Genomic DNA, 15,037 nt, shown 5'->3' with positions numbered 1-15,037 from the left:
GCGAGTCAGGAGGCGCCATGTTCAACGCAGTGATCGACGCGCCGTTCGGCAAGGTCGGCATTCGCCTGGAAGGCGAGGCTGTGCGCGAGATCGTCTATTTGCCCGAGTCGATGCAGAACGTCGCGCCTGACACGCCGTTGGCGCGACAGGTGGTCGAGCAGATCGAGCGGTATTTCAGCGAGGCGTCGGCGACATTCGAACTGCCGCTCGCTCCGGTCGGCACCGCTTTCCAGCGACGCGTGTGGCAGGCAATTTGCGAGATTCCGCCGGGTGCCGTGGTGACCTACGGCCAGCTTGCCCGGCAACTCGGCAGTGTGCCGCGCGCGGTCGGCCAGGCGTGCGGCGCCAACTACTTTCCCATTGTCATTCCATGTCATCGCGTGGTGAGTTCGAGCGGCATCGGCGGATTCGCGCATCACGCCGAAGACGGTTTCTTTCGCAACGTCAAGCGTTGGCTGCTGACGCATGAAGGCCTTCCCTACGCATGAGCGATACCCTGGTTGAAGACGCGAGCGCGCAACCGCCTTCGCCGCTATCGTCGCCTTTGTTCGCGACGAGTTCCGCGTCGATCGACGCATTCTGCGACGCGCTCTGGCTCGAACACGGTCTGTCGCGGAACACGCTCGACGCATACCGCCGCGACCTGCGTCTCTTTAGCGAATGGCTCGCGCAAACGCGCAACGCGTCGCTCGACACCGCCAGCGAGGCCGATCTGAACGCGTACAGCGCCGCGCGTCAAAAAGACAAATCGACGTCGGCGAATCGGCGACTCTCGGTGTTTCGACGCTACTACGGGTGGGCCGTGCGCGAGCATCGCGCGAAAGTCGATCCGACGTTGCGCATTCGTTCGGCGAAACAACCGCCGCGTTTTCCGTCGACGCTCAGCGAAGCGCAAGTCGAGGCGTTGCTCGGCGCGCCGGACATCGAAACCGCCCTGGGTCTGCGCGATCGCACGATGCTCGAACTCATGTACGCGAGCGGCTTGCGTGTTACCGAACTCGTCACGCTGAAGACGGTGGAAGTCGGTCTGAACGAAGGCGTGGTTCGCGTAATGGGTAAGGGCTCGAAAGAGCGGCTGATTCCGTTCGGCGAAGAGGCGCACGGCTGGATCGAGCGCTACCTGCGCGACGCACGACCGGCGCTGCTCGGCCCGCGCGCGGCAGACGCGCTGTTTGTCACGAGCCGTGCCGAGGGCATGACGCGCCAGCAGTTCTGGAACATCATCAAGCGACATGCGGCGGTGGCCGGTGTGCACGCGCCGTTGTCGCCGCACACGTTGCGGCATGCGTTTGCAACGCATCTGCTCAATCACGGCGCCGACTTGCGCGTGGTGCAATTGCTGCTTGGGCACACCGACATTTCGACCACGCAGATCTATACCCACGTGGCGCGCGAGCGGCTGAAGTCGCTGCATGCGCAGCATCATCCGCGTGGATGAACGTGGTTATGCGCCGGCCGTTGCCGCTGTCGCTGTCGTCCGTTGCGGCTTCAGAGGAATTCGCGCAACCGGTGCTTGAGAATCTTCCCCGTCGATGCAGCCGGTAACGCGGCAAGCACCTTCACTTCGGCGGGCCGCTTGTAGGGCGCGAGGCGCTCGACGCACCAGGCAGTCAGTTCAGCCGGCGTCACGCTTGCATTTGCCGCCAGTTCGACGAACGCGATAACCTCTTCGTTGCCCTCGACAGGGCGTCCGATCACCGCCGACTGAACGACCTGCGGATGCGCGTTGAGCACGTGCTCGACCTCGGCGGGATACACGTTGAAGCCGGAGCGAATGATCAAATCCTTGCTGCGTCCGACGATATGCAGCGCGCCGTCGGCGTCCTGCCGCGCCAGGTCGCCGGTTTTCAGCCAGCCGTCCTGGGTCACGGCGGCGCGCGTTTGCTGCGGGTTGCGATAGTAGCCAAGCATCACGTTGGGGCCGCGCACCCATAGCTCGCCGGTTTCGCCGACCGCGACATCGGCGCCGTCGAGGCCGACGAAACGCACTTCGACGCCCGGAATGACCTCGCCCACCGAGCAGTCGCGGCGCGGCGCGTCGAGCATGGTCTGTGAAACCGTGGGACTGCTCTCCGTCATGCCATAGCCGTTATGCAGCGGCAGACCGTAGACGCTTTCGACGTGCGCTTTCAGCGCGGCGTCGAGCGGCGAGCCTCCTGAATAGATGAAGCGCAGATGCGGCGCGTGCCACGCATGCCCGTGCGTCTGCAAATGTTCGATCAATTTCGCATGCATGGCCGGCACGCCCTGGAAAATCGACACGCGTTCGTCGGCAAGCGCGCGCCGCACCGCTCCCGGCGCGAAGCGCGGCGCGAGGCGCAAGGTCGCGCCAGCGTACAGGCTGCCGAGACACACAGACGCAAAGCCGTACACATGCGAGATCGGCAGCACGGCGTAGACGACATCGTCGGGACGGACCTGGCGCAGGCGGCTCGATACCGCGGCGATGAACAGCAGATTGCGATGCGACAGCATCACGCCCTTTGGCGCGCCGGTCGTGCCGGTCGTGTAAATGAGCGCCGCGCATTGGCGGTCGTTCGCGGCTTCCACCGGTTCGGCTTGCGCGAACGTGTCCACCGTGAAAGACCACGCGCCGATACCCGGCGCGACGTCTGGCGCTGCGCTTGCTCCATGACGCTGCGCGTGCTGACCGGCATCGGCTGAGCTTTCCACCACGTAGGCCGTCACGCGCGGCTGCGCGTGCGCGCGAATCGCGTCAAGTTCGGACGCCGACAGGCGCGCATTCGACACGAGCGCCCAGGCATCGAGCCGCGCGGTCGCGAAGAGCAGCACGATCTGCGCGATGCTGTTTTCCGCCACGATCATGACCCGGTCGCCGCCACGCACGCCCCAATCGCGAAGCAATGCAGCGGTGGCTTCGACGGCCTGAACCAGTTGGGCGTTGGTGAGACGGCGTCCGTCCTCGATCAACGCGACGTGTTGCGGATCGCGCCCGGCCGCCAGCGCGGGAATATCGGAGATGCGCGCGGGCAGGGCGGCCAGCAGAGCGGGAACGTCGATCCTGGAGCGTAAAGGCGAAGCGGTACTCAAGGGCGTCTCCTGAATGCGATTGCGTGCCCGGCGTGCATCGCGCCGGAAGATTTTCGAACGATCGTGCCACAATGCATCGAGCCGCACAATTGACCATTCGGCAAATAGCCGTTGTGCAAACTCGCCATTACAATGCGCCGATGAGCAAATCCAGACACGTATCCGAAACGCCTGCCACGCAGTTCCTGCGCCGTCACGGCGTCGTTTTCGGCGAGCATCCATACGATTATGTCGAGCATGGCGGCACAGGTGAATCGGCGCGCCAGCTGGGTGTGGACGAACATCATGTGGTGAAAACGCTCGTCATGGAAGACGAGCATGCCAAGCCACTCATCGTCCTCATGCATGGCGACCGTACTGTCAGTACCAAGAACCTCGCGCGGCAGATTGGCGCGAAGCGCGTCGAGCCGTGCAAGCCCGAGGTGGCGAATCGTCATTCCGGCTATCTGATCGGCGGAACCTCGCCGTTCGGCACGCGCAAGCAGATGCCAGTGTACGTGGAGTCGAGCATTCTCGAGATGGACAGAATCTGGCTGAACGGTGGCCGGCGCGGCTTTCTCATCAGCATCGAGCCGAAGGTGCTCACCGACCTGCTGGCAGCGAAGCCGGTGCAGTGCGCGAGCGTCGATTGACGTTTGCTTGAATGTTCGTAGCGAGCGCGCGTTCGGTAGAATGTGCGCCGCTCGGTCCGCCTCTTTGGTCCGCTGCATTGCGTCACGTTCCGTTGCGATTTTCGTTCCCCGAGCGGTTGAGGTATCCAGTTGCAGACCGCCGATCCTTTTAAGAGTCACAGATGCAAAACCTGATCGTTGCTGTCGTTGCCTACCTGATCGGTTCGGTGTCGTTCGCCGTGATCGTGAGCGCCGCGATGGGGCTCGACGACCCGCGCTCCTACGGCTCGGGCAACCCCGGTGCGACGAATGTATTGCGCAGCGGCAGCAAGAAGGCCGCGATCCTGACGTTGATCGGCGACGCCTTCAAAGGCTGGCTGCCGGTGTGGTTCGTCGTGCATTTCGGCGCCCATTACGGGCTCGACGATACGTCAGTGGCGATTGCGTGCGTCGCCGTGTTCCTGGGCCACCTGTATCCGGTGTTCTTCCGCTTCAAGGGCGGCAAGGGCGTGGCAACGGCGGCCGGTGTGCTGCTCGCGATCAACCCGATCCTCGGCGTGGCAACGCTGCTGACGTGGCTGATCGTGGCGTTCTTCACGCGCTATTCGTCGCTCGCCGCCTTGGCGGCGGCAGTATTCGCGCCGATCTTCGACGGCTTCCTGTTCGGGCCGCACATCATTGCGCTGGCCATTGTCGTGATGAGCTCGCTGCTCGTGTGGCGTCATCGCGGCAACATCGCCAAGCTGATGCGCGGCGAGGAAAGCCGCATCGGCGACAAGAAAAAGGCGGCTGCGGCTGCCGGCGCGGGGGCAGGCGAGGATCGTTGAGCGGCTGGGTTGCGGCCGCGCGCGGCTGCGTGCTGCGGGTGCGATGCCTTTGCAACTGTTGCCTGCGTTTGCAATGCGCCCGCCGCTGCAGCGCCCGCCATGGCTTACGCGCCGTGGCGCTTCTTGAACAAACGCTCAGTCGCGGAAGTTGTTGAAGTCGAGCGGCGTGTCGGTCACGTCCTTGCGCAGCATTGCGATCACGCTTTGCAAATCGTCGCGCTTTGTTCCGGTGACGCGAACCGCGTCGCCCTGAATGCTCGCCTGAACCTTGATCTTGCTGTCTTTCACGAGTCGCACGATTTTCTTCGACAGATCGCCGGACACGCCTTTCTTGATCTTGATGACCTGCTTGACCTTGTCGCCGCCGATTTTCTCGATCTTGCCGTAGTCGAGAAAGCGCACGTCCACGTTGCGCTTCGCCATTTTCGACAGCAGCACGTCTTTCACCTGGCCGAGCTTGAAGTCATCGTCCGCATAGGCGGTGATTTCGTTTTCCTTGTGTTCGACGCGCGCGTCGGACCCTTTGAAGTCGAAGCGGGTTGAGATTTCCTTGTTGGACTGCTCGATCGCGTTCTTGACTTCGATCATGTTCGCTTCGCAGACGACGTCAAACGATGGCATTGCATTCTCCCAATAGTGCGGCGGTGCGCGACGCAGCCGGTCGGCTCGTCGTGCGGCACTCGCTATAATCACGGACCGATGTCATTTTACCGACGCCGCCCCCATTTGCCTAAGGCCGCCGCGCGGCCGCAGCCCGAAGCCGTTTTCGGCTCGTCGCCCGATAGTTCTCATCCAATGTCTCACACCGATTCCGCCGAGTTCGTTGCCGGCTATCCGCTCAAGGCCCACAACACTTTCGGCTTCGATGTCCGCTCGCAGTGGGCTTGCCGCATCGAGCGCGAAGCGCAATTGCTCGCCGCGGTGCGCGACCCGCGCGCGGCCGGCTTACCGCGTCTCGTGCTCGGCGGCGGCAGCAATGTCGTGCTGACAGACGACTTCGCTGGACTGGTGCTGCTTGTGGCCTTGCGCGGGCGCCGGATCGTGCGCGAAGACGCCGACGCCGTGTATGTCGAAGCGGCGGCCGGCGAACCGTGGCACGACTTTGTTGCGTGGACTCTCGCTCAAGGGCTACCCGGTCTCGAAAATCTTGCGCTGATTCCCGGGACGGTGGGCGCGGCGCCGATCCAGAACATCGGCGCGTACGGCCTCGAGATGTGCGAGCGCTTCGCGTCGCTGCGGGCCGTCGAGCTTGCGTCGGGTAAGACGGTCGAGTTCGATGCGCACGCCTGCGCGTTTGGCTACCGCGACAGCTTTTTCAAGCGCGAAGGGCGCGATCGTTTCGTGATCACGTCGGTCGTTTTCCGCTTGCCGAAGGCGTGGCAACCGCGCGCGGGTTATGCAGACCTGGCGCGTGAACTCGCCGCGAACGGTTATGCCGCCAATGGCGAACAGCCCGACGCAAAGGCGATCTTCGACGCCGTCGTCGCGGTGCGGCGCGCCAAGTTGCCGGATCCGCTTGAACTGGGTAACGCAGGGAGCTTCTTCAAGAATCCGGTGATAGACGCCGCGCAGTTCGAAGCGCTGAAAAGCAGCGAGCCGGACGTGATTTCGTACGCGCAGCCCGACGGGCGCGTGAAACTTGCGGCAGGGTGGATGATCGACCGTTGCGGGTGGAAGGGCCGTGCGCTGGGCGCCGCCGGCGTTCACGAGCGCCAGGCGCTGGTGCTGGTCAATCGCGGTGGTGCGAGCGGGGCAGATGTGCTGGCGCTTGCACGAGCAATTCAACGCGATGTGCAGGCGAGATTTGGCGTCGAACTGGAAGCCGAGCCCGTTTGCGTGTGATTGCGGGCGGCGCGTCGCCGAGCCTAATGGCCGGCGTGAGCCGGACTGACAAGCCGCTAACCGTCTGACGGTAAGGAAAAAATAAAGGCGCCGGGGCTTTTTGGCCCCGGCGCCTTTTTGTATGTCTGCGTTGCGGCGTCAGCCGCGCTTTCAGCGCATCATGCGTCGATCGCGGCTCAGGTCGTCGCCGTCCGCTACCGTGCGCCGCGCCGAGTGCATGTCTCGGCGCTGAACTTCACACGGCGCGAAGTGGCCCTTGCCGAAGCTTCTGGCTTAGCCGCGCTGACGGCGGGCGTTCTCCGCGATGCGCATACGCAAAGCGTTCAGCTTGATGAAGCCGCCGGCGTCGGCCTGGTTGTAGGCGCCGCCGTCGTCGTCGAACGTTGCAATGGTCTTGTCGAACAGCGTTTCCTTCGAATCGCGAGCGACCACCGACACGCTGCCCTTGTACAGCTTCAGGCGCACCCAGCCGTTGACTTTCTCCTGCGTGTGGTCGATCAGCACCTGAATCGCGCGACGCTCCGGGCTCCACCAGTAGCCGTTATAAATCAGCGACGCGTAGCGGGCCATCAGGTCGTCTTTCAGGTGCGCGACTTCACGGTCGAGCGTAATCGACTCGATGCCGCGGTGCGCCTTCAACATGATCGTGCCGCCCGGCGTTTCATAGCAGCCGCGCGACTTCATGCCGACATAGCGGTTTTCCACCAGGTCGAGACGGCCGATGCCGTGCTTGCCGCCGAGACGGTTCAACTCGGTGAGCATTTCCGCCGCCGAGAGGCGCTTGCCGTTCAGCGCGACCGGGTCGCCGTGCTCGTATTCGATATCGACGTATTCGGCCTGATCCGGCGCCTGTTCGGGCGACACGGTCCAACGCCACATGTCGGCTTCGGCTTCCGCTTTCGGGTCTTCCAGATGACGGCCTTCGAACGAGATGTGCAACAGGTTCGCGTCCATCGAATACGGCGCGCCGCCTTGCTTGTGCTTCATTTCGATCGGAATGCCAGCTTTTTCCGCATACGCGAGCAGCTTTTCGCGTGACAACAGATCCCATTCACGCCACGGCGCGATCACCTTGATGCCCGGCTCGAGCGCGTAGTAGCCGAGTTCGAACCGAACCTGGTCGTTGCCCTTTCCGGTTGCGCCATGCGATACCGCCTCCGCGCCGGTGGCGCGCGCGATTTCGATCTGACGCTTGGCAATCAGCGGACGCGCGATCGACGTGCCCAGCAGATACTCGCCTTCGTAAATCGTGTTCGCGCGGAACATCGGGAACACGAAGTCGCGCACGAATTCTTCGCGCAGGTCTTCAATGAAGATGTTTTCCTGCTTGATGCCGAGTTGCAGTGCCTTCTTGCGCGCCGGTTCCAGCTCTTCGCCCTGGCCGATGTCGGCCGTGAACGTGACGACTTCGGCGTCGTAGTTGTCCTGCAACCACTTCAGGATGACGGAGGTGTCGAGGCCGCCCGAATAGGCGAGCACGACTTTCTTGATATCGCTCATGGTGAACTCGTAGCTGGAAAAAGCGGGAAAACAAGGCGCACCGGCGGTCCCGGAGCGCGGAAAACAACTATTTTGACACTAAACGGCTGCGTGGCCGCATTTTGCGGCTTCTGCGCAGAGTGGCGGCGCATTTGCGCGCTCACTTGCGGCCTGATTGTCGACTGGAAGTGCAGCGGCGCATTGGGTGCTGTGCGAGGCCCCGGCGCCGATGCCTTGCCGCTCAGTCGACGCCCGGCCGCGCCTCACGCAGTGGCTGCAAAGCGGTCGGCTCAGTGATTGAGCTTGCCCAGCAGCAGATATTCCATCAACGCCTTCTGCACGTGGAGACGGTTTTCGGCCTCGTCCCATACGACGCTTTGCGGGCCGTCGATCACTTCCGCGCTCACCTCTTCGCCGCGGTGGGCTGGCAGGCAGTGCATGAAGAGGGCGTCCGCATTGGCGCGCGACATCATCTCCGCGTCGACGCACCAGTCGGCAAAGGCCTTCTTGCGCGCTTCGTTTTCCGCTTCGAAGCCCATGCTGGTCCACACGTCGGTGGTGACGAGATCGGCACCTGCACAAGCTTCGTTCGGATCGTCGAACTCCTGGAAGAACGGCGCGCTCTCCGCTGCGACCAACGCGCGGTCGAGCTTGTAGCCCGGCGGCGTGGACAGGCGCAGCTTGAAGCCGAGAATCTGCGCAGCTTCAATCCATGTGTACAGCATGTTATTGGCGTCCCCGACCCACGCAACCGTTTTGCCGCGAATCGGACCGCGATGCTCGAAGTACGTGAAAATGTCGGCCAGCACCTGGCACGGGTGATATTCGTTTGTGAGACCGTTGATCACCGGCACGCGCGAATTTTCGGCAAAGCGCTGAATAATGTCCTGACCGAACGTGCGGATCATGATGATATCGACCATGCGCGAGATCACTTGCGCTGCGTCTTCGATCGGTTCGCCGCGACCCAACTGCGTGTCGCGCGTGCTCATGAAGACGGCATGGCCGCCCAACTGGAAAATACCGGCTTCGAACGAGAGGCGTGTGCGAGTCGAATTCTTTTCGAAGATCATCGCCAGCGTGCGGTCGTGCAGCGGATGGTAAGTCTCGTAGTTCTTGAACTTGCGCTTCAGAATTCGCGCGCGCTCCAGCACGTACTCGTAGTCGTCTAGCGAGAAATCCTTGAACTGCAGATAGTGGCGAATTTTCTTGGCGGTCATGAAACAAATACGGCGGTCTCACCCGGCAGGATTGCCGGACGGCGCCGCCGTCGTTATGTGGTAACTCAATGCAGCATAAAGGATTTCGCCTCGTTTGACGAGTCGGCGAAAAGGCCGGAAAAGCGCTTTGAAAGGTTCGGTGTGCTGTGTGAACGAGCTTGTGTGCAGTGCGGAAAAAGGCCTGCTGCGCTATAATCTGCGGGTTATTCCAAGGCCCAGCAGGCCGGTGCTTCGCTTCGGCGGGGGCACGGCTCGTATGGCTCGCGCGGTTCGGAAGGGCAGTTCGCGGTGCGCCGTCTCCACGTGCTCACAGCGGCTCAGCCCGCCTCACGGTCTCCGCCGGCGCGGCGCTCTGGAGCGGCTCACACGCGAGGCTCAGGGTTTCAAAATCCGTTTTATCGCTTGCTGTCGCCGTCGTCCGCTGGGCAGTCACACAGGTATTCCTACATGGCCGAAGCAGCTCCAACCGAATATTTCATTCAGGGCATCACGTCGACGGGAAAGAAATTCCGGCCGAGCGACTGGTCGGAGCGGCTCGCGGGTGTGATGTCATCTTTCGGGCCGGGCGCGCGGAAAGGTCCGCACGCCTACATGCAGTACTCGGTGTACGTCCGGCCAACCATGATTGGCGACCTCAAGTGCGTGATTCTCGATTCGCGCTTGCGGGACATCGAACCCATGGCGTTCGACTTCGTCATGAACTTCGCGAAAGACAACGACCTAGTGGTGACCGAAGCGTGCGAACTCGAACTCGAGCATGCTCCGCCGCCGCAAACCAAACGACACTTCATTTGAGGCGCGCTGCGCTGGCTTTTCAGAATGCAAAAAACCCGCTGCTCGCGGGTTTTTTTGTGCCGGTGCGGCGGCAGAGCCGCGAGCCCTTCTCTAGTCTCGCGCAGCCAACAAAAAAGCCCGCCAAAGCGGGCTTTCATGCGCAGCGGAAACAGGAGGTAGCCTGCCGAAGCGGGCTGACCGGAATTACTGTGCTGCGGACGCCTGCAGACCCTTGATGGCTGCGGCGAGGCGGCTCTTATGGCGAGCTGCCTTGTTTTTGTGAACGATTTTCTTGTCGGCGATGATGTCGATGGTCTTCGACGATGCCTGGAAGATTTCAGCGGCCTTAGCCTTGTCGCCGGCGTCGATCGCCTTGCGCACTGCCTTGATAGCCGTGCGGAACTTCGAGCGCAGTGCCGAGTTGTGCGAGTTTGCCTTGGCGGCCTGGCGGGCGCGCTTGCGTGCTTGTGCGGAGTTAGCCATGACGGTTCCTTATCCTGTTCCTGTTTCCAGTACCTGACCTTCAAGTGGTGAGGCGCTGCTTTTAGATCCGAACTCTTGGAAGCGATTGCCCAAGAGCGCAAAAGTGTCGAAAAACGGTCGAACTACGCGAAGGCGGGCCGATGTTTGCGGCGCCATGTTCCGGCGTATTGCAGACTGGTAGCAGATAACCTGGTGCCAGCCTCAGCCCTATCCGGAAGCCGTCCGCGAACTGAGCGAGCTTCGAAACCGGCGATTATAGCAACAAAATCATGGACGTGGCAACGGGAATGCGCTGCCTGCGTGCCGCGCCTTGGTCGGCAGGATCTCCGTGACCCGAGGCCCCAACGCTGTCCGCGGACGCAAGTTCATTTGCAACCGCCCGTGGGCGAGGCAACAAAAAACGACGCAATTCGCCGCCGCGCCGCGAACGTCTGCCGGGTAAATCGGTCCGAATCGCTTCCGGCTCGTCGTCCGCATCTGCGGCACCCTTATAATAGGCGCCCCATGAATCTATTCCGAGCCCTGCTGACGGTCAGCGGCTTCACGCTGTTGTCGCGCGTGACCGGACTGGCCCGCGAAACGCTGATCGCCCGCGCGTTCGGCGCCAGTCAATACACTGACGCGTTCTACGTCGCCTTCCGAATTCCGAATCTGCTGCGCCGCATTTCCGCCGAAGGCGCGTTCTCGCAGGCCTTCGTGCCGATCCTCGCCGAGTTCAAGAATCAGCAGGGGCACGACGCCACCAAGGCGCTCGTCGACGCTACTTCGACGGTGCTCGCCTGGGCGCTCGCCGTGCTGTCGCTGATCGGCGTCCTGGGCGCGTCGGGCGTCGTATTCGTGGTTGCCTCGGGTCTCGCTCACGAAGGCCAGGCCTACGCGCTCGCGGTCACGATGACCCGCATCATGTTCCCGTACATCATCTTCATTTCGCTCACGTCTCTCGCGTCGAGCGTTCTGAACACGTACAAGAACTTTTCGCTGCCCGCGTTCGCGCCGGTTTTGCTCAACGTCGCGTTCATCGTCGCCGCGGTGTTCTTTGCGCCGCGAATGCACACGCCGGTCTATGCGCTCGCGTGGGCCGTGATCGTGGGCGGTCTGTTGCAGTTCCTCGTGCAGTTGCCCGGTCTGAAAAAGATCGACATGGTGCCGCGCATCGGCCTCAATCCGGTTCGCGCGCTTGCGCATCGCGGCGTGAAGCGCGTGCTTTCGAAGATGGTGCCGGCGATGTTCGCCGTGTCCGTCGCGCAGATCAGCCTCATCATCAACACGAACATCGCGTCGCGCATCGGGCCGGGCGCCGTCTCGTGGATCAACTACGCCGACCGGCTGATGGAGTTCCCAACCGCGTTGCTCGGGGTGGCGCTTGGCACGATCCTGCTGCCGAGTCTCTCGAAGGCGCATGTCGACGCCGACCCTCACGAATATTCGTCGCTGCTCGACTGGGGCTTGCGCGTCACGTTCCTGCTGGCCGCGCCAAGCGCAGTCGCGCTCTTCTTCTTCGCCGAGCCGTTGACGGCCACGCTGTTTCACTATGGCAAGTTCGACGGCAACTCGGTCGTCATGGTGGGGCGTGCGCTTGCCGCCTACGGCGTTGGCCTGATCGGCCTGATTCTGATCAAGATTCTCGCGCCGGGCTTTTACGCGAAGCAGGACATCAAGACGCCGGTGAAAATCGGCATCGGCGTGCTGGTCCTCACGCAGTTGAGCAACTATGTGTTCGTGCCGATCTTCTCGCATGCAGGGCTCACGCTGAGTGTCGGGCTCGGGGCTTGCGGCAACGCGCTGTTGCTGTTTCTCGGGTTGCGCAAGCGCGGCATCTATATGCCGTCGAGCGGCTGGCTCAAGTTTTTTGTGCAGTTGCTCGGTGCGTGCCTCGTGCTGGCCGGCCTGATGCATTGGCTCGCTCAGAGCTTCGACTGGATCGGCATGCATGACCGGCCGATCGACCGTATCGCGCTGCTGGGCGCCTGCCTCGTGCTGTTCGCCGCGCTATATTTCGGTATGCTTTGGCTGATGGGCTTCAAATACGCGTATTTCAAAAGGCGAGTGAAGTGATTACGATGACGCGGGTTCTCGACTATTTCAGCACGCTCGTCGCAGAAGACGAAAGCTTGCCGCTGACCGAGGCGGCGCTCTCGCTCGCGCAAGATGCTTACCCCGACCTCGACTTGCAAGGCACGCTGGCCGAGATCGACGAACTCGTGGTGCGCCTGCAGCGCCGCATGCCGGAGGACGCCGATATCCGTCAAAAGGTCGGCGTGCTCAACCGGTTTTTCTTCCGCGAGCTCGGATTCGCGAGCAATCTGAACGACTATTACGACCCGGACAACAGCCACCTGAACGCTGTGCTCAAGCGTCGCCGCGGCATTCCGATTTCGCTGGCCGTCCTGTATCTGGAGATGGCGGAGCAGGTTGGCATCCCGGCGCGCGGCGTGTCGTTTCCCGGACACTTCCTGCTACGCGTAACGACACCTGACGGCGACGTGATGCTCGATCCCACCAGCGGACATTCGCTGTCAGAGTCGGAAATGGTCGACATGCTGGAGCCGTATGTCGCTTCGGCTGGAGAATCGGTGAGCAGAGCGCTGCGCATGCTGCTGCAGCCGGCCACACGACGCGAAATCATCGCGCGTATGTTGCGCAATCTGAAGTCCACGTATCTGCAGACGGAGCGCTGGCAGCGCCTGCTTGCCGTCCAGCAGCGCCTCGCTATATTGCTGCCCGAGAGTATCGAAGAGATTCGCGACCGCGGATTCGCGTACGCGCGCCTCGACTATCTGCGCCCGGCACTCGAAGACCTCGAACGCTATCTGGGCGAGCGCCCGGATGCCGAAGACGCCACGGTCGTCGAGTCGCAATTGCAGGAACTGCGTCAGCGCACGCAGCATAATGATCGCGACTAGCAGGTAGCAAATAGCGAACGGCGCTCGCGAGCGCTTCAAAATAAAACGCCTGCACATGCGTCATGTGCAGGCGTTTTTTGTTATCGCCGCCGGAATTCGTGGCGCAGGCGGTTGTTACTTCGGCTGCATGCGAATGGCGCCGTCAAGACGGATCACTTCGCCATTGAGCATCGGATTATCGAAAATCTGCTTGGCAAGCATTGCGTATTCCGCCGGCTTTCCGAGGCGCGGCGGGAACGGCACCATTGCGCCGAGCGCGTCCTGCACCTCTTGCGGCATGCCGAGCAGCATCGGCGTTTCGAAGATGCCCGGCGCGATTGTCATGACGCGGATCGCATTGCGCGACAGGTCGCGCGCGATAGGCAGGGTCATGCCGACCACGCCGCCCTTCGACGCCGCGTAAGCCGCCTGACCGATCTGACCGTCGTATGCGGCGACCGAGGCCGTATTGATGATCACGCCGCGTTCGCCGTTCGCGTTCGGCTCGTTCTTCGACATGGCCGTAGCCGCGAGCCGGATCATGTTGAACGTGCCGATCAGGTTGATCGAGATCGTGCGCGTGAACGAGTCGAGCGGATGCGGGCCGTCTTTGCCGACTGTTTTGACGGCGGGCGCAACGCCCGCGCAATTCACGAGGCCGCGCAGCATGCCCAGCTTCGTTGCAGCGGCAACTGCTTGCGTCGCGTCGTCTTCGCGGCTCACGTCGCATTTGACGAAAATGCCGCCGAGTTCTTTGGCAAGGGCCTCGCCGGCATCCTGATTGAGGTCGGCTAGCACGACCTTGCCGCCGTTCTCCGCGAGAAGGCGCGCGGTGGCGGCCCCGAGACCCGATGCACCGCCGGTAATCAGGAATACGTTGTCGCGAATCTCCATGTTTCCTCCTTTGCTCGATATGGTAGGTAAGTCAGATTGGATCGGCTTTCAATTATTGATAATCCCACAACGCAATGGGCGGAGATCAAATAAAAACGTCCGTGCGGAAACGCAATAAAAAACCCGCCGAAAGGGGCGGGTTTTCTTTGTCAGCGGATGCTACGGGGCCGATTACTTCAGCGCGTCGAACACGCGGTCGCGGATTTCCTCGACGGTGCCGAGGCCCGAAATGCGACGGTATTGCGGCGCCCGCAGCGGCGTGCTTGCGTCGCCGTTTTTCGCCCAACCGTTGTAATAGTCGATCAACGGCTTGGTCTGCGCTTCATACACTTGCAGACGCTTCTTGACCGTTTCTTCCTTGTCGTCCTCGCGCTGGATCAGCGGCTCGCCGGTGACGTCGTCGATTCCTTCGACCTTCGGCGGGTTGAACTTGACGTGATATGTGCGGCCCGACGCCGCGTGCGAGCGGCGGCCGCTCATACGTACGATGATCTCGTCGAACGGCACGTCGATTTCCAGCACGTAGTCGATTGCGACGCCTGCCTGCTTCATCGCCTCAGCTTGCGGAATGGTGCGCGGAAAGCCGTCGAACAGATAGCCGTTGGCGCAGTCCGGTTGTTGCAGACGCTCTTTCACCAGGTTGATGATCAGTTCGTCTGTGACCAGTTCACCTGCGTCCATAAAGCGCTTTGCTTCCAGGCCGAGCGGCGTGCCAGCTTTGACGGCCGCGCGCAGCATGTCACCGGTGGAAATTTGCGGAATGCCGAATTTTTCCTTGATGAAGTTTGCCTGAGTGCCTTTACCCGCGCCGGGCGCACCCAAAAGGATCAAACGCATGTGTATCTCCAGATCTATGTGAATTCTTTGGGGCGCTGCAGGCATCCCACGAGGGCGAGGGACCCGCGTCGGCTACCGTCTGGTCCCGCGCTGCACGTCGAAGACGGCGCTGCAAGAAACACACACGGCGCGACCGG

At 62.2% G+C, this 15,037-nt stretch carries 15 protein-coding genes; 8 read left to right on the top strand and 7 right to left on the bottom strand.

Annotated features, from left to right (window positions below; genetic code table 11):
• The first annotated feature begins 17 nt into the window (after positions 1 to 17).
• Both H281_RS0121245 and xerD read left to right on the top strand, forming a co-directional pair.
• Positions 18 to 488, top strand: a complete 471-nt coding sequence (locus H281_RS0121245) for a methylated-DNA--[protein]-cysteine S-methyltransferase (RefSeq protein ID WP_020069168.1) — start codon at positions 18 to 20, stop codon at positions 486 to 488.
• On the top strand, positions 485 to 1,438 hold the full coding sequence (gene xerD / locus H281_RS0121240; RefSeq protein ID WP_020069167.1) for a site-specific tyrosine recombinase XerD: 954 nt from the start codon (positions 485 to 487) through the stop codon (positions 1,436 to 1,438). Before H281_RS0121245 ends, xerD begins: the two co-directional genes overlap by 4 nt.
• 50 nt (positions 1,439 to 1,488) lie before the next feature.
• Here the strand turns inward: xerD and H281_RS0121235 are convergent, their stop codons facing one another.
• A complete protein-coding gene (locus H281_RS0121235) occupies positions 1,489 to 3,051 on the bottom strand; it encodes a class I adenylate-forming enzyme family protein (protein ID WP_027804819.1) in 1,563 nt (520 codons plus the stop codon).
• A gap of 140 nt (positions 3,052 to 3,191) precedes the next feature.
• Between H281_RS0121235 and ybaK the strand changes: the two genes are divergently transcribed.
• Together ybaK and plsY are read left to right on the top strand one after the other, a co-directional pair.
• Positions 3,192 to 3,683 carry a Cys-tRNA(Pro) deacylase gene (gene ybaK / locus H281_RS0121230; protein ID WP_020069165.1) on the top strand — a complete coding sequence of 164 codons (492 nt, stop codon included), beginning with the start codon at positions 3,192 to 3,194 and terminating at the stop codon, positions 3,681 to 3,683.
• 161 nt (positions 3,684 to 3,844) lie between these two features.
• Positions 3,845 to 4,489, top strand: a complete 645-nt coding sequence (gene plsY / locus H281_RS0121225; RefSeq protein WP_020069164.1) for a glycerol-3-phosphate 1-O-acyltransferase PlsY — start codon at positions 3,845 to 3,847, stop codon at positions 4,487 to 4,489.
• 135 nt (positions 4,490 to 4,624) lie between these two features.
• Here plsY and H281_RS0121220 read toward each other — a convergent pair whose 3' ends face one another.
• Positions 4,625 to 5,110 carry a YajQ family cyclic di-GMP-binding protein gene (locus tag H281_RS0121220; protein WP_020069163.1) on the bottom strand — a complete coding sequence of 162 codons (486 nt, stop codon included), beginning with the start codon at positions 5,108 to 5,110 and terminating at the stop codon, positions 4,625 to 4,627.
• Between the two features lie 174 nt (positions 5,111 to 5,284).
• Here H281_RS0121220 and murB point away from each other — a divergent pair, with 174 nt between their 5' ends.
• Positions 5,285 to 6,331, top strand: a complete 1,047-nt coding sequence (gene murB / locus H281_RS0121215) for a UDP-N-acetylmuramate dehydrogenase (protein ID WP_020069162.1) — start codon at positions 5,285 to 5,287, stop codon at positions 6,329 to 6,331.
• Between the two features lie 273 nt (positions 6,332 to 6,604).
• Here the strand turns inward: murB and H281_RS0121210 are convergent, their stop codons facing one another.
• Positions 6,605 to 7,831: an argininosuccinate synthase gene (locus tag H281_RS0121210; RefSeq protein WP_020069161.1), complete on the bottom strand. Its 1,227-nt coding sequence runs from the start codon at positions 7,829 to 7,831 to the stop codon at positions 6,605 to 6,607.
• Between the two features lie 269 nt (positions 7,832 to 8,100).
• On the bottom strand, positions 8,101 to 9,030 hold the full coding sequence (gene argF / locus H281_RS0121205; RefSeq protein WP_020069160.1) for an ornithine carbamoyltransferase: 930 nt from the start codon (positions 9,028 to 9,030) through the stop codon (positions 8,101 to 8,103).
• A gap of 447 nt (positions 9,031 to 9,477) precedes the next feature.
• Here argF and H281_RS0121200 point away from each other — a divergent pair, with 447 nt between their 5' ends.
• A complete protein-coding gene (locus tag H281_RS0121200; protein WP_020069159.1) occupies positions 9,478 to 9,825 on the top strand; it encodes a DUF3579 domain-containing protein in 348 nt (115 codons plus the stop codon).
• A gap of 183 nt (positions 9,826 to 10,008) precedes the next feature.
• Here the strand turns inward: H281_RS0121200 and rpsT are convergent, their stop codons facing one another.
• The gene (gene rpsT / locus H281_RS0121195; RefSeq protein WP_020069158.1) at positions 10,009 to 10,287 is read right to left on the bottom strand and encodes a 30S ribosomal protein S20; all 279 of its coding nucleotides are present in this window, start codon (positions 10,285 to 10,287) and stop codon (positions 10,009 to 10,011) included.
• Positions 10,288 to 10,791: 504 nt separating this feature from the next.
• On the opposite strand from rpsT, the gene murJ reads away from it, so the two are divergent.
• Both murJ and H281_RS0121185 read left to right on the top strand, forming a co-directional pair.
• A complete protein-coding gene (gene murJ / locus H281_RS0121190) occupies positions 10,792 to 12,342 on the top strand; it encodes a murein biosynthesis integral membrane protein MurJ (RefSeq protein ID WP_020069157.1) in 1,551 nt (516 codons plus the stop codon).
• A 5-nt stretch (positions 12,343 to 12,347) separates the two neighbouring features.
• Positions 12,348 to 13,190 carry a SirB1 family protein gene (locus tag H281_RS0121185; protein WP_027778942.1) on the top strand — a complete coding sequence of 281 codons (843 nt, stop codon included), beginning with the start codon at positions 12,348 to 12,350 and terminating at the stop codon, positions 13,188 to 13,190.
• A gap of 114 nt (positions 13,191 to 13,304) precedes the next feature.
• Here the strand turns inward: H281_RS0121185 and H281_RS0121180 are convergent, their stop codons facing one another.
• Together H281_RS0121180 and adk are read right to left on the bottom strand one after the other, a co-directional pair.
• Positions 13,305 to 14,063 carry a 3-hydroxyacyl-CoA dehydrogenase gene (locus tag H281_RS0121180; protein WP_020069155.1) on the bottom strand — a complete coding sequence of 253 codons (759 nt, stop codon included), beginning with the start codon at positions 14,061 to 14,063 and terminating at the stop codon, positions 13,305 to 13,307.
• Between the two features lie 171 nt (positions 14,064 to 14,234).
• Positions 14,235 to 14,900: an adenylate kinase gene (gene adk / locus H281_RS0121175; RefSeq protein ID WP_020069154.1), complete on the bottom strand. Its 666-nt coding sequence runs from the start codon at positions 14,898 to 14,900 to the stop codon at positions 14,235 to 14,237.
• Between the last annotated feature and the right edge of the window lie 137 nt (positions 14,901 to 15,037).

The organism is Paraburkholderia caledonica (genome assembly GCF_000383275.1).
Taxonomy (GTDB): domain Bacteria; phylum Pseudomonadota; class Gammaproteobacteria; order Burkholderiales; family Burkholderiaceae; genus Paraburkholderia; species Paraburkholderia caledonica.
This window is presented reverse-complemented; position numbering and strand designations above follow the sequence as displayed.

Coding starts and splice junctions, on each gene's coding strand:
- H281_RS0121180 (WP_020069155.1), bottom strand. CDS start 14,063: ATGGAGATTCGCGACAACGTATTCCTGATTACCGGCGGTGCATCGGGT.
- H281_RS0121210 (WP_020069161.1), bottom strand. CDS start 7,831: ATGAGCGATATCAAGAAAGTCGTGCTCGCCTATTCGGGCGGCCTCGAC.
- adk (WP_020069154.1), bottom strand. CDS start 14,900: ATGCGTTTGATCCTTTTGGGTGCGCCCGGCGCGGGTAAAGGCACTCAG.
- H281_RS0121185 (WP_027778942.1), top strand. CDS start 12,348: ATGACGCGGGTTCTCGACTATTTCAGCACGCTCGTCGCAGAAGACGAA.
- H281_RS0121220 (WP_020069163.1), bottom strand. CDS start 5,110: ATGCCATCGTTTGACGTCGTCTGCGAAGCGAACATGATCGAAGTCAAG.
- argF (WP_020069160.1), bottom strand. CDS start 9,030: ATGACCGCCAAGAAAATTCGCCACTATCTGCAGTTCAAGGATTTCTCG.
- murB (WP_020069162.1), top strand. CDS start 5,285: ATGTCTCACACCGATTCCGCCGAGTTCGTTGCCGGCTATCCGCTCAAG.
- H281_RS0121245 (WP_020069168.1), top strand. CDS start 18: ATGTTCAACGCAGTGATCGACGCGCCGTTCGGCAAGGTCGGCATTCGC.
- murJ (WP_020069157.1), top strand. CDS start 10,792: ATGAATCTATTCCGAGCCCTGCTGACGGTCAGCGGCTTCACGCTGTTG.
- ybaK (WP_020069165.1), top strand. CDS start 3,192: ATGAGCAAATCCAGACACGTATCCGAAACGCCTGCCACGCAGTTCCTG.
- H281_RS0121200 (WP_020069159.1), top strand. CDS start 9,478: ATGGCCGAAGCAGCTCCAACCGAATATTTCATTCAGGGCATCACGTCG.
- plsY (WP_020069164.1), top strand. CDS start 3,845: ATGCAAAACCTGATCGTTGCTGTCGTTGCCTACCTGATCGGTTCGGTG.
- rpsT (WP_020069158.1), bottom strand. CDS start 10,287: ATGGCTAACTCCGCACAAGCACGCAAGCGCGCCCGCCAGGCCGCCAAG.
- xerD (WP_020069167.1), top strand. CDS start 485: ATGAGCGATACCCTGGTTGAAGACGCGAGCGCGCAACCGCCTTCGCCG.